This is a genomic window from Paenibacillus xylanexedens, from assembly GCF_001908275.1.
GTDB classification, from domain to species: domain Bacteria; phylum Bacillota; class Bacilli; order Paenibacillales; family Paenibacillaceae; genus Paenibacillus; species Paenibacillus xylanexedens_A.
Window position 1 is genome coordinate 2,216,324 of the sequence record NZ_CP018620.1, and the last position, 23,330, is coordinate 2,239,653.

General features: G+C 47.0%; 19 protein-coding genes. 8 read left to right on the forward strand and 11 right to left on the reverse strand.

Features of this window, described 5'->3' with window-relative positions:
* Positions 1 to 28: 28 nt before the first annotated feature.
* Positions 29 to 1,003: a ring-cleaving dioxygenase gene (locus BS614_RS09665; protein ID WP_074093825.1), complete on the reverse strand. Its 975-nt coding sequence runs from the start codon at positions 1,001 to 1,003 to the stop codon at positions 29 to 31.
* 456 nt (positions 1,004 to 1,459) lie between these two features.
* Between BS614_RS09665 and BS614_RS09670 the strand changes: the two genes are divergently transcribed.
* Positions 1,460 to 2,221 carry a YwaF family protein gene (locus BS614_RS09670; protein ID WP_074093826.1) on the forward strand — a complete coding sequence of 254 codons (762 nt, stop codon included), beginning with the start codon at positions 1,460 to 1,462 and terminating at the stop codon, positions 2,219 to 2,221.
* Positions 2,222 to 2,360: 139 nt separating this feature from the next.
* Here BS614_RS09670 and BS614_RS09675 read toward each other — a convergent pair whose 3' ends face one another.
* The 3 genes from BS614_RS09675 to BS614_RS09685 all read right to left on the reverse strand — a co-directional run bounded on the left by BS614_RS09675 (position 2,361) and on the right by BS614_RS09685 (position 4,760).
* Positions 2,361 to 3,155 carry an SDR family oxidoreductase gene (locus BS614_RS09675; RefSeq protein WP_036612094.1) on the reverse strand — a complete coding sequence of 265 codons (795 nt, stop codon included), beginning with the start codon at positions 3,153 to 3,155 and terminating at the stop codon, positions 2,361 to 2,363.
* A 206-nt stretch (positions 3,156 to 3,361) separates the two neighbouring features.
* The gene (locus BS614_RS09680) at positions 3,362 to 3,625 is read right to left on the reverse strand and encodes a YqkE family protein (RefSeq protein ID WP_036612099.1); all 264 of its coding nucleotides are present in this window, start codon (positions 3,623 to 3,625) and stop codon (positions 3,362 to 3,364) included.
* A gap of 484 nt (positions 3,626 to 4,109) precedes the next feature.
* Positions 4,110 to 4,760 carry a peptidylprolyl isomerase gene (locus tag BS614_RS09685; protein ID WP_074093827.1) on the reverse strand — a complete coding sequence of 217 codons (651 nt, stop codon included), beginning with the start codon at positions 4,758 to 4,760 and terminating at the stop codon, positions 4,110 to 4,112.
* A 256-nt stretch (positions 4,761 to 5,016) separates the two neighbouring features.
* Here BS614_RS09685 and BS614_RS09690 point away from each other — a divergent pair, with 256 nt between their 5' ends.
* Positions 5,017 to 6,231: an MFS transporter gene (locus tag BS614_RS09690; RefSeq protein ID WP_074093828.1), complete on the forward strand. Its 1,215-nt coding sequence runs from the start codon at positions 5,017 to 5,019 to the stop codon at positions 6,229 to 6,231.
* Between the two features lie 102 nt (positions 6,232 to 6,333).
* On the opposite strand, the gene BS614_RS09695 is transcribed toward BS614_RS09690, so the two are convergent.
* From BS614_RS09695 to BS614_RS31785, 3 genes are all read right to left on the reverse strand, one after another.
* A complete protein-coding gene (locus BS614_RS09695; RefSeq protein ID WP_074093829.1) occupies positions 6,334 to 6,525 on the reverse strand; it encodes a hypothetical protein in 192 nt (63 codons plus the stop codon).
* A 39-nt stretch (positions 6,526 to 6,564) separates the two neighbouring features.
* Complete coding sequence (locus tag BS614_RS31455; RefSeq protein ID WP_157116061.1) at positions 6,565 to 6,936, reverse strand: hypothetical protein; 372 nt, start codon at positions 6,934 to 6,936, stop codon at positions 6,565 to 6,567.
* 122 nt (positions 6,937 to 7,058) lie between these two features.
* Positions 7,059 to 7,220, reverse strand: coding sequence for a hypothetical protein (locus BS614_RS31785; protein WP_017690239.1), 162 nt, complete (start codon positions 7,218 to 7,220; stop codon positions 7,059 to 7,061).
* A 144-nt stretch (positions 7,221 to 7,364) separates the two neighbouring features.
* Between BS614_RS31785 and BS614_RS09705 the strand changes: the two genes are divergently transcribed.
* Together BS614_RS09705 and BS614_RS09710 are read left to right on the forward strand one after the other, a co-directional pair.
* Complete coding sequence (locus BS614_RS09705; RefSeq protein WP_036611533.1) at positions 7,365 to 7,646, forward strand: hypothetical protein; 282 nt, start codon at positions 7,365 to 7,367, stop codon at positions 7,644 to 7,646.
* A 153-nt stretch (positions 7,647 to 7,799) separates the two neighbouring features.
* On the forward strand, positions 7,800 to 9,698 hold the full coding sequence (locus BS614_RS09710; RefSeq protein ID WP_074093830.1) for a sensor histidine kinase: 1,899 nt from the start codon (positions 7,800 to 7,802) through the stop codon (positions 9,696 to 9,698).
* A gap of 77 nt (positions 9,699 to 9,775) precedes the next feature.
* Here BS614_RS09710 and BS614_RS09715 read toward each other — a convergent pair whose 3' ends face one another.
* A complete protein-coding gene (locus BS614_RS09715) occupies positions 9,776 to 10,018 on the reverse strand; it encodes an NHLP leader peptide family RiPP precursor (RefSeq protein ID WP_084174472.1) in 243 nt (80 codons plus the stop codon).
* 54 nt (positions 10,019 to 10,072) lie between these two features.
* Positions 10,073 to 11,020 carry a hypothetical protein gene (locus BS614_RS09720; protein ID WP_074093831.1) on the reverse strand — a complete coding sequence of 316 codons (948 nt, stop codon included), beginning with the start codon at positions 11,018 to 11,020 and terminating at the stop codon, positions 10,073 to 10,075.
* A 219-nt stretch (positions 11,021 to 11,239) separates the two neighbouring features.
* Between BS614_RS09720 and BS614_RS09725 the strand changes: the two genes are divergently transcribed.
* Entirely contained in the window at positions 11,240 to 11,977 is a 738-nt protein-coding gene (locus tag BS614_RS09725) for a hypothetical protein (RefSeq protein WP_074093832.1), read from the forward strand.
* 37 nt (positions 11,978 to 12,014) lie between these two features.
* Here the strand turns inward: BS614_RS09725 and BS614_RS09730 are convergent, their stop codons facing one another.
* Both BS614_RS09730 and BS614_RS09735 read right to left on the reverse strand, forming a co-directional pair.
* On the reverse strand, positions 12,015 to 13,268 hold the full coding sequence (locus BS614_RS09730; protein ID WP_074093833.1) for an acyltransferase: 1,254 nt from the start codon (positions 13,266 to 13,268) through the stop codon (positions 12,015 to 12,017).
* Positions 13,269 to 13,407: 139 nt separating this feature from the next.
* Positions 13,408 to 14,403 (reverse strand): LCP family protein, encoded by a 996-nt coding sequence (locus tag BS614_RS09735; RefSeq protein ID WP_074093834.1) that lies wholly within the window; start codon positions 14,401 to 14,403, stop codon positions 13,408 to 13,410.
* A gap of 408 nt (positions 14,404 to 14,811) precedes the next feature.
* Here BS614_RS09735 and BS614_RS09740 point away from each other — a divergent pair, with 408 nt between their 5' ends.
* From BS614_RS09740 to BS614_RS09750, 3 genes are all read left to right on the forward strand, one after another.
* Complete coding sequence (locus BS614_RS09740) at positions 14,812 to 16,551, forward strand: methyl-accepting chemotaxis protein (RefSeq protein ID WP_084174473.1); 1,740 nt, start codon at positions 14,812 to 14,814, stop codon at positions 16,549 to 16,551.
* Between the two features lie 345 nt (positions 16,552 to 16,896).
* Positions 16,897 to 19,890, forward strand: a complete 2,994-nt coding sequence (locus tag BS614_RS09745; protein ID WP_084174876.1) for a glycoside hydrolase family 9 protein — start codon at positions 16,897 to 16,899, stop codon at positions 19,888 to 19,890.
* 88 nt (positions 19,891 to 19,978) lie between these two features.
* Positions 19,979 to 23,254: a glycoside hydrolase family 48 protein gene (locus tag BS614_RS09750; RefSeq protein WP_074093836.1), complete on the forward strand. Its 3,276-nt coding sequence runs from the start codon at positions 19,979 to 19,981 to the stop codon at positions 23,252 to 23,254.
* The last annotated feature ends 76 nt before the right edge of the window (positions 23,255 to 23,330 follow it).

Genomic DNA, 23,330 nt, shown 5'->3' on the forward strand with positions numbered 1-23,330 from the left:
CGTTTTTATTTTCTTTTTGTTACGAATATTAGCGGATCATGGTATCCAGTGGTTTCAGGTTCGCTTCAATCTCAGCGCGGCGGCCTTCAAGGAATGGAGGCAAGGCAAGCGATTCTCCCAGATGCTCCAATTCTTCGTCTGTATCAAATCCCGGACCATCGGTTGCAAGTTCGAACAGAATACCGTTTGCTTCACGGAAATACAGGGAGCGGAAGTAGAAGCGATCTACAAAACCGGAGTTAGGGAATTGGAAGTTATGAACCCGTTCCACCCATTGTTTGAGTTCTTCTTCGTTATCCACACGGAACGCAACATGGTGTACACTGCCACGTCCAGGACGCTCTTGGGCAAGGTCATTCCGTTCCTCAACATGCACCTCGGAGCCGCTGCCACCTTCGCCGGATTCAAAAACGAGTACATCAGGTTGACCTGGAGTAAAGGCAGGGTAACTTCCTTTGGCTCTGAAACCAAGTAGTTCGGTGAGAACCGGAGCGGTAAGGGAAGCATCTTTTACCGTAAGATGGATGGGGCCAAGACCTACAATGCCATACTCGGCAGGCACAGGGCTCTGATCCCATGGTTTACCACCAGCGACACCTGTATTGTTTTCATCGGAGACCAGAATCAGACGTTGTCCTTCAAAGTCTGTGAACGAGAGCGTGGCACGGCCACCCCGTTCAACAATCTCTCCATGTGGGACTTCGAATTCGTCAAAACGTTGCTGCCAGTACGTAAGTGCCGCATCACTTGGAACGCGCAGTGACGTTCCAGATATGCTGTTCACCCCTTCACGAGTCTGTCCGGCCATCGGAATCTCGAAGAAGGTAAGTTCGGTACCCGGATTACCTTTCTCATCGCCATAGAAGAGATGGTAGACGGACACGTCGTCCTGGTTGACTGTTTTTTTGATGAGGCGCAGACCCATGATATTAGTGTAGAAACGATAGTTCTGATCGGCATGTGCTGTTAGAGCGGATACGTGGTGAAGTCCTTTGATTTGCATAATAATTCCTCCTAGTTAGGTTATACGTTCAACTAAGGATTATTTACACTGATACTACGATGACAGAACAACCTTCCGATCGCTGTTATCCCCAGATTTTTTGATTCCTTTTTTGAAAGGGGAAATCCGGGGATAGCATATGCTTCCGATGTAGCCTTCTTTCAGAAAGCTTTTAGGCGAACGCTCCGCTTCTTCAGGTTATTTCTGTCCTCTCCGTTATCGTGTAAAAGTTCAGTTGAACATTTTTTGAGTTTATTTTAATTTATTCTTTATTAAGAAAGTTACTAACTTTTCGTGTGTTTTGTTTATGGATTTATCTTAACATAAAGATATTTAAATTACAATGCTTATTTAGAATTCCAACTGGACAGTAATTTCATTCAATGGCAAAATGAAAAAGTTAACATTAAAGAGAGATAATGTTGGTGAGATCATTACAAAGGAGAGAAGAGATGCATGGCGTATCCACCATGGCTGGACCCTTATGACGCAGAGCCGTTTATCCTGTTCTCCCGTTCACATATCGTTTCGATTAGCGTAATTACAGCATTGATTGTACTGATGTTTTTGCTTCGACACCATCTTCGATCATGGTCAGAGAGGGCACGCCGCATACTGCGGATTGTTCTGGCCTGCATCATGTTTGCCTGCGAAATCGTGCTGCAACTCTGGTATGTGTATGGAGGGATATGGAGCCTGCAGACGTCACTGCCACTCGAACTATGCAGTCTGTCTCTGCTATTATCGGCGTTGTTACTGTTAACACGCAGTCGACTGTTACATTCTGTACTGCTGTTTGCAGGCATTGCTGGAGCCCTTATGGCGATCCTGACTCCTAATCTGGGTTATGGTTATGCACATTTTCGATTTATTCAATTTTTCGTTGCTCATGCCTGTATCATTCTGGCTTTACTCTACATGACCTGGGTGGAACAGCTGCGACCTAGCTGGAGATCTGTAGCAGGTTCGATGATATTTGTGAATGTGGCAGCATTAATCGTATACGTTGTAGATGTCATGCTTGACGCGAATTATATGTTTTTGAGACACAAGCCGAGTACACCCTCGGTGCTTGATATGTTAGGTCCGTATCCCATGTACATCCTTGGGGAAGAGATACTTGCGTTAGTCTTGTTTTCGCTAATGTACATTTTGCTCTTTGCCATCCCAGATCGGTTGAAGCATCGTGTGAAAAAAGGTAAAAGCTCCGCGCTATAGGGATAATCCTTGTAGTTGCGCCTGCGCCGCATCATAAACTCTTTATAAATAAAACATCCCGCAGTAACCTGACCGTATCAGATCGCTTGCGGGATGTTTGGGCGTTGTACCTGAATGGGGCCAACTTTTATTTATATTTTTATCCACGGAGCAGAGATTCCGCACCATCCACATAGATTCGTGTACCTGTAACATGAGAGGCTTCATCGGAAGCGAGGAACAGAACGAGGTTCGCCACTTGCTTCGACGTTCCAGGTTCGCCCTTGAGCGGATGTTCGTGACCCTCAGGGAATTCAACGGGAATCTGTACTTCTTTCAGATCATCGGACGGGTAGGTGTTATCATCAATGTTGGTATCGATGGCTCCTGGGCAGACGGCGTTTACGCGAATTTTATAACGAGCTAGCTCCAGTGCAGCCATCTTCGTAAATGCTGTTTGTCCCGCTTTGCTGGAAGCGTATGCAGAGAAACCGATCCCTGAGAAGACCCGGTTACCGTTGATGGAACTGGTGATAATGATGCTTCCGCCGTGTTCTTTCAGATGGGGGATGGCATATTTGACGGTTGCGAAGGTTCCGCGCATATTAATCTCCATCGTCTGGTCCCAGTCCTCGATTTCCATCGTTTCAATCGGGGCCATCGTTCCGTTAATGCCAGCATTCGCAAATATGATATCCAGTTTACCCGCTTCAGCCGCAGCCTGATTGATTGCCTTCTGCACATTATCCGGTTTGGAGATATCACATTCGATCACATACGCTTCTCCGCCAGCCTTTTCAATCGTCTGCTTGGTTTCCTCCGCATTTTCGGGTGTGCGATCCAGCATGTACACTTTGGCCCCATGCTCGGCGAAACGAATAGCGGTAGCCTGACCAATCCCCGATCCACCTCCGGTTACAATCGCGACTTTGCCTTCCAAACGTTGTTCTGTCATCTCTGATCCCTCCATGAGTTAGATTATCGTTGTACGCTCTACTTCTAACATACCCGGCTCAAGATGCGTGAATCATATGTGTATATATCAAAAAGAACAGGACCGCAATGCGGCCCTGTTCTTTGAACAGATCATCTTCATGATCTGTCTGCTGTAATATTATTTTGGCATGTGTGATAGAAGACACCCTTAGGTCATGCCCTGGTTTACTTATGTTTCTTCCAGTCCATAGCGCTGTTATTAAGCAAATATTCGAAGTCGTTATCCCGGCGCTTCTGCTCCGCTTGGCGAGCTTCTTCTGCTTGCTGACGTTCCTGCTCTTTAAGAGCCGCTTCGGCAGCCTTGGCTTCATCCGCCTGAGCTTTCAGCTTCTCCAGCACATCACTGCTAAGCAGATCCTTCAGTGTTGTGGGTTTATCCTGTGCTACTGCTGCTTTGGGAGCAGGAGTGCGTTTTTTGGATTTTGCCATAGGAAAATCTCCTTTCCAAACATGAATCAGGTTCCATTTAACGTACAGTAGTCATAGTATATCAGGTTCCCGTAAAGCATTCCATGAATCTGCGGAACAAAAGCAGGAAAACGAGGGTTGCGTGACGAATGAAAACGGGTATAAAATCATATACTATTACCGATACTGCGACTATTCCCTGGAGAAAGGAGTCGTTGTTCGTGGAAGTAAACCGTGGTTTACTGAAAGGGCTTGCATGGGGCGTTGCCTTTAGCTGCCCGTTATGGATTGCGATTATCGGCTGGTTACGTTTGATGGGATGGATGTATTGAGGATGATGCCGGAAGAGGTCATTTTTTATAAAGTCATAGATGTAACCGCTATCATTAAAATCAATAAATAAAGCTCTGCCTTGCGAGATTCGCAAAGGACAGAGCTTTTGTTTGTTTAGAGTTCATTAACAAGTCATAACCATGGATTATCACCCGTTTGGCAAGGAAGTTCATTAAGGCATTTTTACCGGCTCTGGATATTCCAGACCGTGGGTGTCTACCGTAACTTTTTTCATAACTTGATCGGAAACCGGTTTGTCACCTTCACCTATTTCCTGAGCAGCAATGTTATCCACAGTTTCTATGCCTTCCGTTACTTTACCGAAGGAAGCATAGGCATTATCCAAATGATCCGCGTCAGCTAACATGATGAAGAATTGGGAGCCTGCGGAATCCAGATCTCCATCTTTTCGTGCCATGGAAATAACTCCGCGAGTATGATTCAGGTGGTTTTTGTGACCATTGGATGTAAATTCGCCCTTAATCGTGTATCCCGGGCCGCCCGAACCGTTACCATTTGGGTCACCACTTTGAACCATAAAGCCTGGAATGACCCGGTGAAAGATCAGGCCGTCATAGAACCCCTGATTCGCTAGTGAAATAAAATTGTTCACCGTATTGGGTGCAATTTCCGGATATAACTCAATGACGATCTTCTGTCCATCTGCCATTTCAATAGTAGCTACCGGATTGGGACCCGTTGGTTCAACTGGAGCTGGTGTTTCTGTAGCGCCACTCGAAGGGCGTCCACAACCACTAATGACGATAAGCAGCATCGCGAGAACCAGCGAAACCACTGTGTTTTTTTTCCACCGTAAAGACATGAAAACGTTCCTCCTTGCATCTCTGCATTATATATTTTCTCCAAATCATATTTGGATATTTACCCAACTATCATACCGTTTTTGTGGACAGGATGGCAATGTAATACATGTGTTTATGGTGAACAAGGGATGGCCTTCATGGAATGATGGGTGTAAAATAAGGAAAATGCTTCCGCATCGGGGACGTACGGGTCTGTTCCGTCCGCTCCAATACACGGCAGTCCCGGCGTCAGTAACGGAAAGGGCGTGCGGGTATATGAACTTCTCGTGGAAGCGCAATCTGGTCATATTGTGGATTGGTGTATTTTTTTGCAGCACCGCCTATTCGATCTCGATTCCATTTCTGCCCCTGTTTCTAAGTGCTGACTTGGGGGTTCGTGATCACCTGGAGTTATGGTCAGGACTGGCATTTGGCATTACGTTTCTCGCGAGTGCACTCGTGTCTCCGTTCTGGGGATCACTGGCTGACAAATACGGACGCAAGCCCATGCTGATCCGGTCGGGATACAGCCTTGCCGTCTTGTATTTAATCAATTATTTCGTTCAGGACCCGTATTCTCTGATTGTTGTTCGATTGTTTCAGGGTCTGCTTGCAGGGTTTGTTCCAGCAGCGATTGCTCTGGTAGGCACAAATACACCTGAAGAGAAGACTGGTTATGCACTTGGTATTATGTCCACTGCAGGAGCCACTGGTGGTATTATTGGACCGTTAATTGGTGGCGTGGTGAGTCATTATTATGGCAACCGGAATGCATTTTTGTTTTCGGCTATTGTTGTGTTAGTCTCAGCAATCATCGCAACCTTCTGGGTAAAAGAAGAGAACTTCAACCGGAACAAAGCGCGTTCCCACGTCATGGATGACATTCGTGAAGCAAGAGCGAATCGTTTGTTTATGACGGTGCTTGGCATGATGGGCATATGTACATTCTCCGTCATGATTCTGGAGCCACTATTGACGGTCTATGTGATGGAGATGGGCGTTCAGCCGGATCGCGCCTCACTCAGCTCGGGTATTATTTTCTCAGCGGTGGGGGTAGCAACAGTTATTATGGCGCCGCGTTGGGGCAAGATTGGTTCAAGGATTGGATACGGTAAAGTGTTGATCATTGGACTTGTTGGTGGGGCTGTAGGGAATCTTCTGCAGTTCTTTACAACAGGTTATATAGCATTCGGCATTTTACGATTTGTGTATGGTTTATTCTTTGCGGCTGTATTTCCGGCAATTAACGCCATGATTGTGCAGGCTACCGCATCGAGTTTCCGGGGCAGGGCTTTTAGTCTGAATCAGTCCGCTGCCCAGATCGGGACGATGGCGGGACCGATTATTGGTGGTGTACTTGGGGGCTGGCTGCCGATACGCTGGATATTTATTATTAATGGAGTGGCATTGATCATCACTGCGATTGTAGCGAAGTGGTCAGGATTGGATCACAAACTGCCCTTGGCAAGTAAGGTTTCCGCTAAGCGGTGAAGCCGAATTGCAAAGAGAAAGTGAACTTACAGGTAACAAAAAAGATGACGCTGTGAAATTACAGACGTCATCTTTTTTAAGTCTACTACGGATCTATATAAGTTAGTCATCCGAAGAGGGCTCGCGAGAAGCCTTCTCTTTGGGAATGGCATGTTCGACCGCATCACGTTGATCCTCATCCTCAAGTGCTTCGGGGAAGGAGTCCTCAGTGAATAGTCCGAAGTCCGGGTCAATATCCCGTTCGGTCACGAGATTATCCGGTTCATGCACATGCTTTTGGTGATCTTCCTTCATCGTGTATGCACCTCCTCATTCAGGATGTCATAACAACTGTTAATGTCGTGGTGGAATGTCGTTCTCTGGTTTGGCATCCGCACCAGCACCATTAAGCAGATCGGTACCATGCAGCGCATCCGGATCGGGTGCAGCAGGATCAACCGGACTGTTCGGTTGCAGAAGATCTGCATCCGGTACAGATTCCAGCGGTGTCTCAGCCAAACGTGAATCCAATTCCGGCTCGTCCACAGCGGTTGTGGCTACGGGTGCCAGATCCGAATCTTCCGTTACAATCCGTCTGCCGGAAACTTCATCAAAGGTATCCATATCGCCTTCCGGGACTTCCGTCTCCGGCGGAATATCGCGGGACCTCTGATAACGGTCATAATAGCGGTCGCTCTCTTCGTTACTAATTGGTTTGTCAGACATGAGTAACACTTCCTTTCATTGTCGGTTGTCCAAATGCTTCTTACCCCGTAGTTACCCAAAGCGCTAGTGTTGTAATCTTGCACAGGTTATTATCTCCGGGTGTTCACTACGATATGAATGCCTTAGAATTTGGGGAATACATATTTAACCAAGAAGTATAAAAATCCGAAAAAGATAATGATATATGCGGCATATTTAATAAATGTGGAAGCGACCATACTTGAATCCGATTTATGCTGAACATCCTTATGTTCCACCTCAACCGTACGATGGGGCTCATTCATTGTAATCATCTCCTTAGCGTGTTTGTTTGCTTTGAGAAACCATTACACCCGGAGCAAAGGATTGAATCTCAGCCACCGTTTTTACAGCTTTTCCTGTTTTGCCTATGTTATGATGAAGCTTGAATATGTAAGGGAGGGATTCATGTGGACTGGTATACACTGGGGAATATGATCACACGCATCCGTATTGGGCAAAAGGCGTCCACACCCGGGTTCTCCCGTACCGTCATCCGTCGTCCGGATGGTTTGTTTTGGGTAGGCGGTATATGGTCCGGGCAAGTTGTCCAGTTACGGGATTTCCTTTTTTCCGACATATGGACCATCTATGATGATGAGGAGACAGAGCAGTGGCTTGAATTTCGCAGTCAAGTTGAACAGAAAGAACGGGAAATGATAGTGAACCAGTTCGAAGACTTGCGTGATTAATCGAATAACTTTAACAATAAAATGGAAATAAGACTATAAATCGACTTAAATGTGAAATTTCATTTTATCTCAAGAAGGTGACGTGACAAACGGTGGCGAATGATAAATGAGAGAATCTAAGATAGGGAAAATTAGAACTTTGAGGTGCTGTGAATGAAAAATGTGCCCAAAGCTATCGTCATCTTATGGATGAGTGTATTGATTATTCTAGGCATGCCACATGGGATAGTCTTTGCAACTACAGGAGTGGTTCAGCAACCTGTATCCATTACAGGATGGGAAGTAAAATGGGGGAACGTTGACGATCAAGGGTTCATCAGTGAGGTTAAGGGAGCAGACGAAATATGGGAAAAGCAAGGCAGCGATAAGTTAGAGTATAGCAATACGGATCGATCGAATTCTTTATGGACTCGCCTGACCATTCCTGAGTTGAGTGAGGAAAGTTCAGCCATTCGATTTGAGAACATTAAAGGCAATCATATTGTTGTTTATCTGGAAGACCGCAAGGTCTACGAGAACTACCATTACAATTATGATAATAATGCTGTGTTGCTGCCCTTATCCAGCGAAAATTCAGGTGACACGCTCTATGTATGGTCGCAAAATGAAAAAGGCCGTCTGGGGATACAAGGTACTGTTCAGGTTGGACCTTATGCCGCGTTACAGGAGAAATATATTCATAACGGACTTATTGATGTAATTCTGGGCGCTACCTTTGTGTTCACAGCGATTACGATGCTGAGTTGTACGTTCTTCCTTGGCAAATTCCATAAGGGATTATGGATCTCGCTATGCATCGTGATGGGTTCCATCGGCACGATGATCATCACGTACTCGCAATTTTTGTATACGTTCTATCAGGTATATGGTGACCTGTATTCCGTAGTCTTTGATCTGGCGATGCTGCTGGGTATGCCAGCGCTATGTTATTTTTTTGAACAGATTATCGGGCCAGGACTGCATGGAATCTTCACCAAACTGCGAAAGATACTATTCTTATATTCAGTTATCGCGGTGTTCTCTCTATTTATCTATGTTACTTCAGGTGGGCAATGGGAGATCCTCTACAATCTGCTCGTACAGCGTGTGGTTGGCATGGTGCTGGTCATTCTGCTGACAATCCTGTTGGTTGGTACCATCGCCAAAGCGCTGCAACGAAATCGGGAAGCTATGCTGCTTGCGACAGGATTTGGTACATTTGCCTTGATCAGTGTGGCTGAACTGTTGTGGTATTATCAGCGGAGTGGGACGTATCATCTGTTATGGTGGAAATGGTCCATGGTTGCATTTGTGATCTCGTTGATTGCCATTCTCGGAAGTCGTTTTGCCGAAAAACATACTAAAGTTCTAGAGTATTCCAAGGAACTGGAGCTGTTCAACAATGAGTTGCAGCGATCCGAAAAGATGGAGATTATTAGCGAACTGGCTGCTTCCGTTGCCCATGAAGTACGTAATCCACTTCAGGTGACAAGAGGCTTCCTGCAGCTTATGACAGAACAGGAAGACAACAAAAATAAGGGGTATGTGCGAATTGCACTGGAAGAACTTGATCGGGCTTCGGGCATCATAACGGATTTTCTTACCTTTGCCAAACCTGAGTTTGACCATATTATCTCGCTCAATATCTCGGATGAGTTCAATCATATTGAAGGCATTCTTGTACCGATGGCTAATCTGGAAGGTGGGAAAATCACCACCGACATTCCGCCAGATCTATATATTCGAGGCAATTCCTCGAAGTTCAAGCAGGCTTTTATCAATATTATCAAGAACAGTATTGAAGCTCTGCAGGGACAAGGTCAGATTGATATCTGGGCGTACAAGCAGGATGGAATGATTAAGGTGCATGTCAGGGATAACGGAGAAGGAATGGACGAGGAAGCACTCTCCCGGTTGGGCGAGCCTTATTTCTCCAATAAAATCAAAGGCACGGGCCTCGGCATGATGGTGACATTCCGAATTGTTGAAGCGATGCAAGGACAGATTAGCTTTACAAGCACCAAAGGGGTAGGAACAGAAGCGGTTGTATCTTTTGTCGAGTTCGTCGATTGACGAACTCACAGAAGGATACAGCGGCTTTTTTTGTTCCTACCCCTAATTTCTTACACTACAAGATTAGCTCACCCGAATTAACTTCTCCAAGGCCCACAATTCACATCATAATTTACTTTGGAAGGGTTGGGAGGTATGACAAGCACATAGTCATTCTGCTGCTCCTCAACAGTGCGTACCTGAATGTTCTCCGGAATTACGATGCCGAACGCTTCACGAAGCGCCTGCTTCGGATTGGAGTGCAATTGTTGTCTGAAGTGCTCGTCAGTCCAAGCCTTTTCAATAATATCCTCATGCAACGTTTTCTCTGATACCATCATCGTCAACATTCCCTTCATATTTAAAATTAAACTGAATCAGCTTAGTCCTTATGCTCAGAATCCCAACTGTTGCTCGCTAATCCAGTGATGAAACCCGCCTTGGAGAAGCTGTTTCTTCCGTTGTGTAATGTCCTGAACAGCTTGTACTAAAGTACTGCATAAATAAGAATCAAACGCTTCAAGATGCGATATTCCTAAGTTAGACGATGTTAGTGTACGATTGTAGTGATAAGCAATGTCTACGTAAGAGTTCATGAGTTGTGTATTGTATACATTGTCATGTATACGTTCGCTTAGAGGATGAACTGGATAGTTGTGATTCAGTGCTGCGGATATGTGGGAGAGGTAGCTGTTGTAGTTTCCATGCACAGCATCTTGTTGCGTGTCTGTGAAGTCATCGGTCATCTGGAGTGTCATAAGTGTGATGTTGATGGCAGAACACACCGGGATGATCCGGTCGGATTGATTCAGCAGAAGCAGTGCACCAGTAGCTCCAATGAGGAGAGGGGCAGCCTTTTGCGCAATCAGCAAGGGATTCTGTTGGAAATAATCAATGGAGTGCTCACCCGTAACACTCACGGCCCAATCCACTACATATTGTCTGAAATAGACCCAGAACGTGGAGGAAGGATTGAATAATACCGAATAAGATTGAAGTGCATCCATGTAATATAGATTACCCAGGGATAACTTCAATGTGGCATTCTCCGGTTGTTCATCCATCACGTCGTCCTGATTCAGAAAATATAACATATGGATGAGACAGGCTGTACTTAATTGGTGTGCTTTCTCTAGGGGTAGTTTATCTGAGTGTTGCATCCAAAGTGGAGTGATGTACCCGATGTAGCTGTGTCCCGAATCTCGTAACAGCGGATTAACCGAACGAAGCTGCTCTAATGCATGTCCTGACAAGGGTTCGGGATATTCCCGTACGAGTTGTTCCGCTGAAGCAAACACGACCTCCAGATCGGATCTAAACGGATCTAACCAATCTTTCCGCATTATTACATATCGTCCTTCCTGCGATAAGGTGGTCCAGGACTGTTCGACTAGATCATGAAGTTACACTTAGTATAGCGGAAATAAACTGAAAAAAATAGGATTTTTTGTGATCAATTGTGAGAAAAATGATGACTTTTTGTATTTTATGGCATAAAAAAGTGGATTTTAGGCTCAAACTAGGAAGGCACAGGATTTCGACATCGGAAAGGCGGCAGAAAAATGAATTTGAAATGGAAAACATGGATGGCAGCCGGATTGGCAGCCGTAGTTATAACAGCAGCAACAGGACATGTAGCATTCGCTGATTCAACGGTTCGGGCTGAGGAACATGACGATGCGTCAAAAGTTTCTTCCTCAAGTAAACCAGCGAAGCCATGCATGCAGGCAGGACACGGTCTGTTCATGATTGGTGAGACGGCAGACTTGCTAGGGATTGGACTTCGGGATCTGAAAGAACAGATGGAACTTGGCAAGACGTTGTCCCAGATTGCGAAAGAGCGTAAGGGACTTAGTGAGGAACAGTTATTGCAGAAGTTGAAGCCTACACTTGCACAGCGTCTGGATCAAGCTGTAGAAGAAGGTTGTCTCACCAAGGAACAAGCAGCAGCCACGAAGGCGGACATGGATACCAAGTTGAAAAAGGTCATTAATACCCCGCTGCGTGATTTGCGGCGTGAATTTGCCCACCATGGCAAACGTTCCATGGTAGATAAGGGCGAAATTGCCCGGTTTATTGGAGTGACCCCTGCTCAACTGCACGAGCAGCTTCAGGGAGGGAAATCCCTAGCTGAGATTGCTCAGGCAAAAGGCATTAGTGAAACGCAGCTGGTGGACAAGCTGAAGGAACAATTAACGGGTGATCTGAAGAGATTTGTAAATCAGAAGGGCAACGTGCATCCAGCCCCGGGTCCCCAGGAACCTGTTCCTGGACGATCAACTTCGAGTGAAGTGAAATAAAGAAGAGCGTCTCCATAAGGGGACGCTCTTCTTTATTCTAAAACGGCTCACTCGTTCCCGGACTGCGAGTTGAGCCGGGTGACGGAGTTCGCTCAGGTGAATTTCTTTTGTCCACAGCAGCTGATGGATTGGGAGTTAAACGTGGTTTGCGCATTAACCCTACGGTGAAACGTGAGCCAGGAAGCTTGGACAGCGCCCAACTGATTGCAAGAGCAATACCAACGGTTACAAGGAACGATAGCAACGTTACAGGCAGATGCCATCCACTGAGTTGAAGCGGTCTGGTGACGTAAGCGATCGCGTAGATCACCAGTGCATGAACCAGATATCCACCAAATGAATAGCGGCCAATCCAGGCTAAGAGGCGCTGAAACCGTGTATCTTTGCCCCGCATTAGTACAAGGAAACCATACATCATAAACATCTGAGCCATAATGATCAGGAATGTGGTTGGTTTCAGATAGGTGGAGATATTCAGATTAACAACATCCCCGGACCCACGCAGCACATCGTAACCAAGCCATATATACATCCCTATAAACAGACAGATTGTCCATGGCAGGATCTTCGTGGTCCAACTCCTCCAGCTATCTACTGACCAAGCACATACGGCACCCAGTAAAAAGTAGAACCAGTACATCACCCATGAATAGGAGCGATATTGCAGCAACGTTGACCAAGGCTCAGACATGGATTCTGTCCAGTCCCCCATATTATAGTAGGACCATTGCATAAGCAGGGCATATAGTGCTGCTGCAAAGAGAATTAGTCCGATAATGACTTGCATGGGCGTGAAACGTGAGGTGTTCTGGATACGTCTCTGAATGGTTTTCGCTCCTGTCCAGAACAGGGGGAACAGAATATAGAACTGAAACACCATAATGACAAACCAGAGATGATATCCCGTCTGTGGTATAAACAGTTCACGAATCAGACTGCGAAAATCCGGTATGCCTGCAAGCCAGAACGCGGGGGTGAAGATACGGACAGAAAGCCAGTAGATCAGTGTCCATACGACAAACGGCATATAGATATCGCCAAATCGCTTTCGAATGAAGCGAGGATATTCCGGTTTGGTGTTACGATGATGGTAAAACAACATTACACCCGATAAAAATACAAACGTTGGCGTACCAAATCGGGTCAGATGATAAATCATGGTCAGCATAATGGAATCCGGTTGTTCAATATCAGCGCGATAGATATACTCAGCGATACTATGCTGCATGACAATCGCCAGAAAGGCAATGCCCCGCAGTTCGGTCCATTCCGCTATTCGCGTTTTTTTCACATTGTAATCCTCCCTCCAGGAACCGGAGTTCATCATATAAGGGTACCTGTTAAACATTAAGGCTGCATTAAATGGAGAAAATAGGTACTAAAAAAGACGGCTTTGGCCGTCTTTTCTATTGATATATCTGATGCTTGTTTTAGTTCTGTTCCTCTGATGATGGAGTCTCTGAGGATTCGGCATCTTCTTCAAACAGTTTCTGAATGTAGGACTGGAGTTTGGTTACATCAACACCCAGCACCTGAGCTGAGCCGACCAGTTCATTGGTGAGTAGTTTGTTTGGTGGAATCTGCTGCTGATCGATTTCGTTCACATGGATATCGAAGCCAAGTGATGCGAGTTTTAACATCTGGGATGGACTGAGGTCTGTCTCAATATAAGGAGCGATGGCTTCCAGGATATCCGGGATTTTAAAGAGCGACGTGGTGCTCTGCATTTTCTTGGCCAGCTCGGTCATGAAGATCCGCTGCCGTTCGGTACGGGTAAAATCCGAGGTGGCATCATGCCGGAACCGAACATATTGCAGGGCGGTTTTGCCGTCCATATGCTGCAATCCTTTTTTTAAGTCAATGTCGTACATATGTTTATCTGCTTTACTGGTGTAATACATGTCTTTCTCCACATCGATCTCAATACCGCCTACCGCATCAACGAGTGCCATGAAACCTGTAAAGTCTGTGTAGACATAATGCTGAATGGGAATACCGAGCAGATCACTGACGGTTTGTTTGGTCAGCTCCGCACCCCCGTAGGAAAAGGCTGCATTAAGTCTGCTTTTGCCATGCCCGGGAATTGCAACATAGGTATCACGTAGTACGGAGAATAGATGGGCTTTCTTGGTGACCGGATCAATGGAAGCGACCATGACCGAGTCCGAGCGTCCTGCATCGTCGCCTCTTGAGTCTCCACCAAGGAGCAGAATGTTCACCCGTTCCTGGCCCTCCCATCTGGGAATCGTTGTCGTTGGTGTGTCTGAATCGCTGTCTGTGCCGGAAGAGGACGAGTTGGAGGAAGTCCCTGAAGCCGTGGAGATGCTATTGGCAAAATGAACAATCGAATATCCGTAATATACAACGACACCTGTAATCGCAAGTGCCAGGGTCAGGGCTGTACCCCATAACCATTTTTTAAGCATAATCTTCACCTTTCTATGATTGAACTGATATGTAACCCAAATTAGTTTAACAAAAAGAAAGTGAAATGTCCTCTTTGATTTCGTAACTTCGGTCAATGTGAGGATTATTTGACAAATAGTTAGTGTATATTTATTATGTAAAAAATATACCAAGTCGATTCCCGACTTCTTCATTAACATACACCGACGTGTTTTTCGTTAACGTCTGAACGTAATATGGAGAGAAATCGAAATAGTTTTGTTCAATAAAGAAGTCTCTTATCTCTGGTTCTGCCAAAGATGGGAGGCTTCTTTTGTGTTATGTTCGAAGTTAAATGAAATTTATAGAAATTGATTTCTGACATCTACAATTCATGGCTATAGGTGACGATATACTATAAATATGTATTATTTTGAGGAGTGGGACACATGGAAGACACGCGGGGGAATAAGTTGGGGATATTGAAGTTAACGATTCGAGGCAAGTTACTGACTGGTTTTCTAATCGTCGTGGCTCTGCTGGTTGTTGTAAGCGTTTATGCGTTAATACAGATCCATAATATGTCTGGTAAAGCCAATGATGTGGATCAGACCTGGATGCCGAGTGTAAGCCTGCTAGGCATGATGAACGGCGATGTTTCGGATGTAGAGCGTTTGGCGCTTGCAATTATCGTTGAACAGAACGAAGACGAATCGGCTAAGCTGAATGAAGCGTTGCAGCTACTTCTCAACAAGATTGAAGATGAACGCAAACAGTTGCAAACGTATTTTACAGGCAATGAAGCAGCACTTAAGCTGTATAATGAGGATTTCAGTACGAATTACGAAGCCTATCTGGCAAAAATGCCTGGATTCATCGAAATGGGTCTGAAAAACGATTATGCGGGAGCAAGCAGACTTCATACTGAGGCCTACCCAATGTGGTATACAGCAAACGACACCCTTGCCAAGTTAATTACCTTGGGCAATGAAGGATCGGATGCAGCAACGAATGATTCTGTCGAGTTGGCTGAGAATACATTTAATGTGATTTTGGCAGTGACGATTTTTGCATTCCTGATCGCCGTGTTCATTGCCTTCTTCATTGCAAGCATCATTTCACGTCCAATCAAAAAGATGAATGAAGCGGCCATGGATATTGCCAATGGTGATCTGACGGGTGAGACGATTGTGCTCAAGAACAAAGACGAATTGGGAACGCTCGCGGCTTCCTTCAATACCATGAGTGGTAATTTGCGCTCCATGATTGAATCGGTATCGATGACTTCCGAACAGGTAGCGGCTTCATCGGAAGAGCTTCTTGCAAGTGCAGAGCAAAATACTCAAGCCTCGGAACAGATTTCCGAAACGGTTGAGGAATTGGCTGTAGGCACGTCGGATCAAGTTGATATTGTGAAGCGCTCTTCACAGGCGATGAATGAGATGGCTCTCGGATCAGAGCAGATTGCCGAGCTTGCTCAGAGTGTATCCGTATCTGCTGTAGATGCGGCGAATCAATCTTCTGAAGGAAATATGATTATTCAGCAAGCGGTTGAACAGATGGGTTCTGTTCGAAATTCCATTGCTTCGCTTACTGAATTGGTTACAGGGCTGGGGGAACGTTCAGCAGAGATTGGAACCATTACCGAGGTAATCAACAACATTGCCCGGCAGACCAATCTGCTTGCACTGAATGCAGCCATTGAAGCTGCACGAGCAGGAGAGCACGGACGTGGTTTCGCCGTAGTTGCAGGAGAAGTGCGTAAGTTGGCTGAGGAATCTTCTACATCTGCGCAAAGAATTACGGATCTCGTTCAATTGATTCAGAAAGATACGGATCATGCTGTTCAGGCAGTGAAAGTGAACAGCAGTGAGACAGAAGCAGGAATCGAGATGGTTACTGCGGCAGGACAAGCCTTCGAGCAGATCTCGGATGCGGTCAACAAAGTAGCGGGTGAAATCCAGGAAGTATCTGCAGGTTCAGAGGAAATGTCGGCGAGTACAACTGAGGTTGTAGGATATGTAAGTCAGATCTCCAACATTGCTGGAGAGGCAGCGGGCGGGGTTCATAATGTATCTGCCGCAACTCAACAGCAGTTGGCTTCCATGGAAGAGATCGCATCATCCGCAGGTTCATTATCCAAAATGGCCGAAGAACTGCAGGAGCAAATTAACAAGTTCAAAGTGTAACCAAAGAAAGAGATGTTCTGATACCTAAGGTGTACAGATACATACAGACGAGATGGTCAGAGTGCCATTTGATCTGTGGTGTTGATCAAAGCAAGGGCGAGAAGCTGTTTCTCTAACGCGCATATGCGTCAGAGAAACAGCTTTTTTTGTCGCTTGACGAAGAGGAGGTCACAACAATGTTATTTCAGAAGTCACCAACGCTTATATAGCAAGTTAAACAAAAGACTATAATGGTAATTAATGGTGGAAGTTACACTGAAATACACCATGGAGAGGAGCGATATATACTCGCAGTCCAGAGTAATGCATACGGAATATTGATGAAGAGGAGATGAATAGTTGAACATGAAGGGGAGCTGGTGGAGACGAGTCGCTATGATCGCGTTATCGGCAGGATTACTGGCAGGGAGTTTATCGATGGGCACAGGAATTCGTAAGGCGGATGCGGCCGCCGGAAATCAGAACTATGCTGAAGCACTGCAAAAGGCCATTTACTTCTATGAGGCACAGCGCTCGGGTCCGTTGCCAGCGAGTAATCGGGTCGAATGGCGTGGTAATTCGGGCATGCAGGATGGAACTGATGTAGGCGTTGATCTGACCGGAGGATGGTATGATGCCGGAGATCACGTGAAGTTTGGTTTTCCGATGGCTGCTTCCGCAACGATGCTCGCCTGGTCTGTCGTGGAATACAGCGACGGATATGAACAAGCCGGACAACTGGAGGAGATCAAGGATAATATCCGATGGGCGACCGACTATTTTATGAAAGCGCATACGAAACCAAATGAATTATGGGGACAAGTGGGGGCAGGCAATACCGACCATGCCTGGTGGGGTCCTGCAGAAGTCATGCAGATGAACCGTCCTTCGTTCAAGATAGATGCTTCATGCCCGGGCAGTGATCTGGCGGCAGAAACGGCTGCAGCGCTGGCAGCGTCATCGATTGTATTTGCAGATGATGATCCGGCATATTCGGCCAGACTGCTCCAACATGCGAAAGAGCTGTACAACTTCGCAGATACCTATCGGGGGGAATACACCGATTGTATCACTGATGCTGCAGCGTTTTATAATTCGTGGACAGGATACGAAGACGAGCTGGCATGGGGCGGAGCATGGCTTTATTTAGCTACTAATGATAGCGCTTACTTGTCCAAAGCCATTGCAGCTACGGACCGGTGGTCTTCTAGCGGAGGCTCAGCCAATTGGCCCTATACCTGGACACAAGGTTGGGACAGTAAACATTATGGTGCCCAGATCCTGCTTGCCCGAATTACGTCCAGTTTGAACATGCCGGAGGCGACAAGATTTATTCAGTCGACTGAGCGCAATCTGGATTATTGGACGGTTGGAGTCAATGGGACACGAGTCAAGTATACGCCAGGAGGTCTGGCGTGGCTGGATCAGTGGGGATCGCTCCGATATGCAGCGAATGCATCCTTTATTTCTTTTGTATACTCCGATTGGGTCAGTGATCCTGTGAAAAAGTCGAGATATCAGGATTTTGCTGTCTCACAGATGAATTATATTCTGGGCGATAATCCGCGTCAGAGCAGCTATGTGGTCGGATATGGGCAAAATGCACCTCAACATCCGCATCATCGGACTGCTCACGGTTCATGGCTGAATAACGAAGATATCCCGGCTAACCATCGCCACATTCTGTATGGTGCCATGGTCGGTGGCCCGGATGCATCGGATGGATATACCGATGATATCGGGGATTACGTGAGTAATGAGGTCGCAACCGATTACAATGCTGGTTTTACCGGCGCACTGGCAAAGATGAATTTGCTATTTGGTCAGAATCATCAGCCCCTGGCGAACTTCCCTGCACCTGAGGTGAAGGGAGATGAGTTCTTTGTGGAGGCTGCGATCAAATCATCAGGTGCCAATTATACGGAAATCAGAGCACAGCTTAATAATCGTTCCGCTTGGCCTGCCCGAATGGGAGATCAACTTTCTTTTAAGTATTTCCTGGATTTGAGCGAAGTGTATGCTGCCGGACGTACGGTATCGGACGTGCAGGTGACAACCTCCTATACGGAGGGGGCGACGGTATCCCAACCAGTTGTGGTGAATGCAGCCCAGCATATCTATGCCATTACGGCGAACTTCGGTAATACCAAGATCTATCCAGGTGGGGAAGGAAATTATCGTAAAGAAGTACAGTTCCGCATTACAGGCCCACAGGGTGCATGGAATGCCAGCAATGACCATTCGTTCCAGACGCTGACCACAGGAACTCCTGTGAAGAGTATATACCTTCCAGTCTATGATGCAGGGGTGAAGGTGTATGGACAGGAGCCTGGTGTTACACCAGTCACGGTTCCAGGCGCACCTGCTGGCGTGCAGGCTGTAGCAGGAAGCAGTCAGGTTAACCTGACTTGGGCCGCTGTATCCGGGGCCGAATCGTATACGGTGAAGCGTTCCGAGGTGAGTGGAGGACCATATACAACTGTTGCGACAGGGGTTAATGGATTGACCTACACAAACACGGGACTGACCAACGGGACGGCTTATTATTATGTAGTGACTGCTGTGAATTCAGCAGGGGAATCATCGGGTTCTGTGCAGGTGTCGGCTACCCCGCAAGCAGCTTCGACGGTGCCGGGAGCACTGACTTTAAGTGGGACAGCTGGTGATGCGCAGTCGGTCCTGACCTGGACAGTAGCCTCGGGCGCTACTAGCTATAAGGTACAACGTTCGGTGGCAGGCGGGACATATGCAGATGTGGCAACCGGATTGTCCGTGTTGACTTACACCGACACAACAGCGCTGAATGGCACCACGTACAATTACCGGATTGCAGCTGTGAATGCGAACGGACAGACACTGTCCAATGTCCTGGCACTGACGCCTTCTGCACCTCCGGTGACGACGGGTACACTCGAAGTGCAGTACCGCAGCGGAGGGTCCGGGAATTCAAGTAATGCGGCGACTCCGCAGTTCAACGTGAAGAATACCGGAACACAGGCGATTGATCTCAGTACCGTGAAGATCCGATATTATTTCACCAAGGATGGTGCGGATCAAATGACCTTCTGGTGTGATTATGCCGATATGGGCACGGCCAATGTTGAAGGTACATTTGTCGCAGTGAATCCGGCGAAGGGTACCGCAGATACGTATCTGGAGATTAGCTTTAAGCCTGGAGCAGGCAGTTTGGCCGCTGGAGCAGAGACTGGCGTGATTCAAGCACGCTTTTCCAAAAATAACTGGAGTAATTTCGATCAAAGTAATGATTATTCCTATGATGCTTCCAAGACGGCTTTTGCCGTATGGAACAAGGTAACCGGGTATCAGGGAAACACCAAAGTATGGGGCTTGGAGCCGTAACCGGCTGAATGTCAGAAGCAGAAAAGCAGCATGGGAAGACCAACAGCACTTATATTCAATTTCCACTATTCCAGGGAGGTATATATTAATGTTGAAATCAGCTGCGAAAAAAAGTTTAACAGCCATGCTGGCGGGAACCGTCATGTTGACCGGATACACCGGACTCTGGGCAGGGCCGCAAACAGCACATGCCGCAGATCAGGCTATCGAGATTCAGGCAGACAGCATTAATGAAGTCCGGTTTTTGCAATTATATGATCAGTTGAAAGATCCGGCGAACGGATATTTTTCGCCAGAGGGTCTACCGTATCATTCCATTGAGACCCTGCTCAGTGAGGCCCCGGATTATGGTCATATGACGACGTCAGAGGCATACAGTTACTGGCTGTGGTTGGAAACCATGTATGGTCACTACACGGGAGATTGGTCCCAACTGGAAGCAGCTTGGGACAGTATGGAGAAATACATTATCCCGGTCAACGAAGGTGACGGCAAGGAAGAACAGCCTACGATGAGCTCATACAACCCGAACAGCCCTGCTACGTATGCAGCGGAAAAACCTTTTCCTGATCAATATCCATCGCAACTTAATGGTCAATATGCAGCGGGTAAAGACCCGATTGATGCCGAACTTAAGGCGACCTATGGTAACAATCAGACCTATCTCATGCACTGGCTGGTCGATGTGGATGACTGGTATGGATATGGAAACCTGTTGAATCCATCACATACGGCTACCTATGTGAACACGTTCCAGCGTGGGGAGCAGGAGTCTGTGTGGGAAGCCATTCCGCATCCATCTCAGGATGATAAATCTTTTGGTAAGGCAAACGAAGGCTTCATGAGCTTGTTCACAAAGGAAACTCAGGTACCGTCAGCGCAATGGCGTTACACAAACGCAACGGATGCCGATGCACGTGCAGTACAGGTGCTGTATTGGGCGAAGGAGATGGGATACAACAATCCGGAATATCTGGATAAAGCGAAGAAGATGGGGGACTATCTGCGCTATGGCATGTATGATAAATACTTCCAGAAAATTGGAAGTGCAAAGAGCGGTACACCAACTCCGGGTACAGGCAAGGATTCCAACATGTATCTCATGGCTTGGTATACGTCTTGGGGAGGTGGCTTGGGTCAAGGTGGGGATTGGGCTTGGCGCATTGGAGCGAGCCATACCCATCAGGCTTATCAAAACCCGGTTGCAGCGTATGCCTTGTCTGACCCGGCTGGCGGCTTGATTCCGGAATCAGCAACAGCGAAGGCAGATTGGAATGCGACGCTGAAACGTCAGTTGGAATTCTACACTTGGCTACAATCCCATGAAGGAGCCATCGGCGGGGGAGCAACGAACAGTCTGGATGGTTCATACAAAGCCTATCCGGCAGGCGTAAGTACATTCTATGACATGGCTTATCAGGAGGCACCTGTATATCGTGATCCGGATTCCAACACCTGGTTTGGATTCCAGGCATGGCCGCTGGAGCGTGTAGCCGAGATGTACTATATTCTTGCGGAGAGCGGGGATTTGACCTCTGAGAACTTCCAGATGGCCAAGAAGGTAATCACGAAGTGGATCGACTGGAGTAAGGATTATGTATTTGTAGGTGAGCGTCCGGTGACAGATGCGCAAGGTTATTATCTGAATGCGGCTGGACAGCGCATTTTGGGTGGAACTAATGTTCAGGTAGCAACAACGCCGGCTCCGGGAGAGTTCTGGATTCCGGGTGGTCAAGAATGGCAGGGTCAACCGGACAAATGGAATGGATTCAGTTCGTTTACAGAAAATCCGAACTTCCGTGTAACGACCAAAGATCCAGTACAGGACACAGGAGTTCTGGGAAGTTACGTTAAAGCTCTGACCTTCTTCGCAGCGGGAACACAGGCAGAGAACGGTACACTTAGCGCGGAAGGCCAAGAAGCCAAGGATTTGGCTGAGGCTTTGCTGGATACAGCTTGGGATTACAATGATGGTGTGGGGATTGTTACAGAAGAAGAACGTAAAGACTACTTCCGCTTCTTTGCCAAAGAGATCTATATCCCGGCGAACTGGTCTGGAACCTTTGGTCAAGGCAATACAATTCCAGGTACAGCAGGTGTACCTTCCGATCCGGCAAAAGGTGGCAATGGCGTATACATTGGATACTCCGATCTGCGTCCAGCTATCAAGCAAGATCCGGCATGGGCTTACCTGGATAATCTGTACAAAACGTCATATAACACAACCACGAAACAGTGGGAAAACGGTGCACCTACCTTTACGTATCACCGGTTCTGGTCACAGGTGGATATGGCTACAGCGTACGGCGAGTATGATCGTCTCCTCGGAGATTCGGATAGTCCGGAAGTGGAAGTACCCGCTGCTCCTGCTGGCGTAACAGCAACTGGAGGAAGTGAGCAAGTGGTTCTGAATTGGAACGCAGCCGCTGGTGCAGCCTCGTATACTGTGAAACGTGCAGCGGTGAATGGTGGTCCTTATACGTCTGTAGCGACAGGGGTTACAGGATCAACATTCACGGATACAGGTTTGACCAACGGCACAACGTATTATTATGTCATCACTGCGGTGAATGCCGTAGGTGAGTCTGCACCGTCGACACAGGCATCTGCAACACCACTCGCAGGTACCGTTGTGCCAGGCGTATTCAACCTCACTGGAACGGCTGGCGATGCCCAGGCGGTACTGACATGGACCGCATCAACTGGAGCAGCGAGTTATAAGGTACAACGTTCGGTAGGCACCGGAGCATATGCTGATCTGGCAACAGGTTTGACCGCACTGACGTATACCGACGCTACAGCGGTGAATGGTACAGCTTATAATTATAGAGTCGTAGCCATTAATACGAGTGGTCAGACGAATTCGAATGTATTGGTGTTGACCCCATTGGCACCTCCAGTCACAACAGGAACGCTTGAAGTACAATACCGTAATGGAAGTTCAGGAACTTCGGTCAATGCGATTACTCCGCAGTTCAATGTGAAGAATACAGGTACAACTGCTGTCGACTTAAGCAAAGTGAAGGTCCGGTATTATTTCACCAAGGATAGTGCCGCTGATCTGAGTTTCTGGTGTGATTATGCGCAGATTGGCAGTGGTAACGTGGAAGGGCATTTTGTTTCGATAGATCCGGCCAAGGGCACGGCAGATACGTATCTGGAGATTGGATTCAAATCGGGTGCTGGCAGTTTGGCCGCGGGTGCCGAAACCGGAATCATCCAGGGACGTTTCTCGAAAAACAACTGGACGAATTTTGATCAAACGAATGATTATTCATTTGATTCCACCCAATCGGCCTTCAGTGCCTGGACAAAAGTGACAGCTTATCAGGATGGAGCCAAGGTATGGGGAATTGAACCTTAAATGAGTTGATCGACTAGCTGTAGAGTGATGTTACTCATCATACAGGTTAAGCCGGGGAGAGATCCCTGGCTTTTCT

Coding starts and splice junctions, on each gene's coding strand:
- BS614_RS31785 (WP_017690239.1), bottom strand. CDS start 7,220: ATGAATGAGCCCCATCGTACGGTTGAGGTGGAACATAAGGATGTTCAG.
- BS614_RS09720 (WP_074093831.1), bottom strand. CDS start 11,020: ATGCGGAAAGATTGGTTAGATCCGTTTAGATCCGATCTGGAGGTCGTG.
- BS614_RS09745 (WP_084174876.1), top strand. CDS start 16,897: ATGAAGGGGAGCTGGTGGAGACGAGTCGCTATGATCGCGTTATCGGCA.
- BS614_RS09740 (WP_084174473.1), top strand. CDS start 14,812: ATGGAAGACACGCGGGGGAATAAGTTGGGGATATTGAAGTTAACGATT.
- BS614_RS09680 (WP_036612099.1), bottom strand. CDS start 3,625: ATGGCAAAATCCAAAAAACGCACTCCTGCTCCCAAAGCAGCAGTAGCA.
- BS614_RS09685 (WP_074093827.1), bottom strand. CDS start 4,760: ATGTCTTTACGGTGGAAAAAAAACACAGTGGTTTCGCTGGTTCTCGCG.
- BS614_RS09710 (WP_074093830.1), top strand. CDS start 7,800: ATGAAAAATGTGCCCAAAGCTATCGTCATCTTATGGATGAGTGTATTG.
- BS614_RS09695 (WP_074093829.1), bottom strand. CDS start 6,525: ATGAAGGAAGATCACCAAAAGCATGTGCATGAACCGGATAATCTCGTG.
- BS614_RS31455 (WP_157116061.1), bottom strand. CDS start 6,936: ATGTCTGACAAACCAATTAGTAACGAAGAGAGCGACCGCTATTATGAC.
- BS614_RS09725 (WP_074093832.1), top strand. CDS start 11,240: ATGAATTTGAAATGGAAAACATGGATGGCAGCCGGATTGGCAGCCGTA.
- BS614_RS09675 (WP_036612094.1), bottom strand. CDS start 3,155: ATGACAGAACAACGTTTGGAAGGCAAAGTCGCGATTGTAACCGGAGGT.
- BS614_RS09750 (WP_074093836.1), top strand. CDS start 19,979: ATGTTGAAATCAGCTGCGAAAAAAAGTTTAACAGCCATGCTGGCGGGA.
- BS614_RS09665 (WP_074093825.1), bottom strand. CDS start 1,003: ATGCAAATCAAAGGACTTCACCACGTATCCGCTCTAACAGCACATGCC.
- BS614_RS09735 (WP_074093834.1), bottom strand. CDS start 14,403: ATGCTTAAAAAATGGTTATGGGGTACAGCCCTGACCCTGGCACTTGCG.
- BS614_RS09715 (WP_084174472.1), bottom strand. CDS start 10,018: ATGATGGTATCAGAGAAAACGTTGCATGAGGATATTATTGAAAAGGCT.
- BS614_RS09690 (WP_074093828.1), top strand. CDS start 5,017: ATGAACTTCTCGTGGAAGCGCAATCTGGTCATATTGTGGATTGGTGTA.
- BS614_RS09670 (WP_074093826.1), top strand. CDS start 1,460: ATGGCGTATCCACCATGGCTGGACCCTTATGACGCAGAGCCGTTTATC.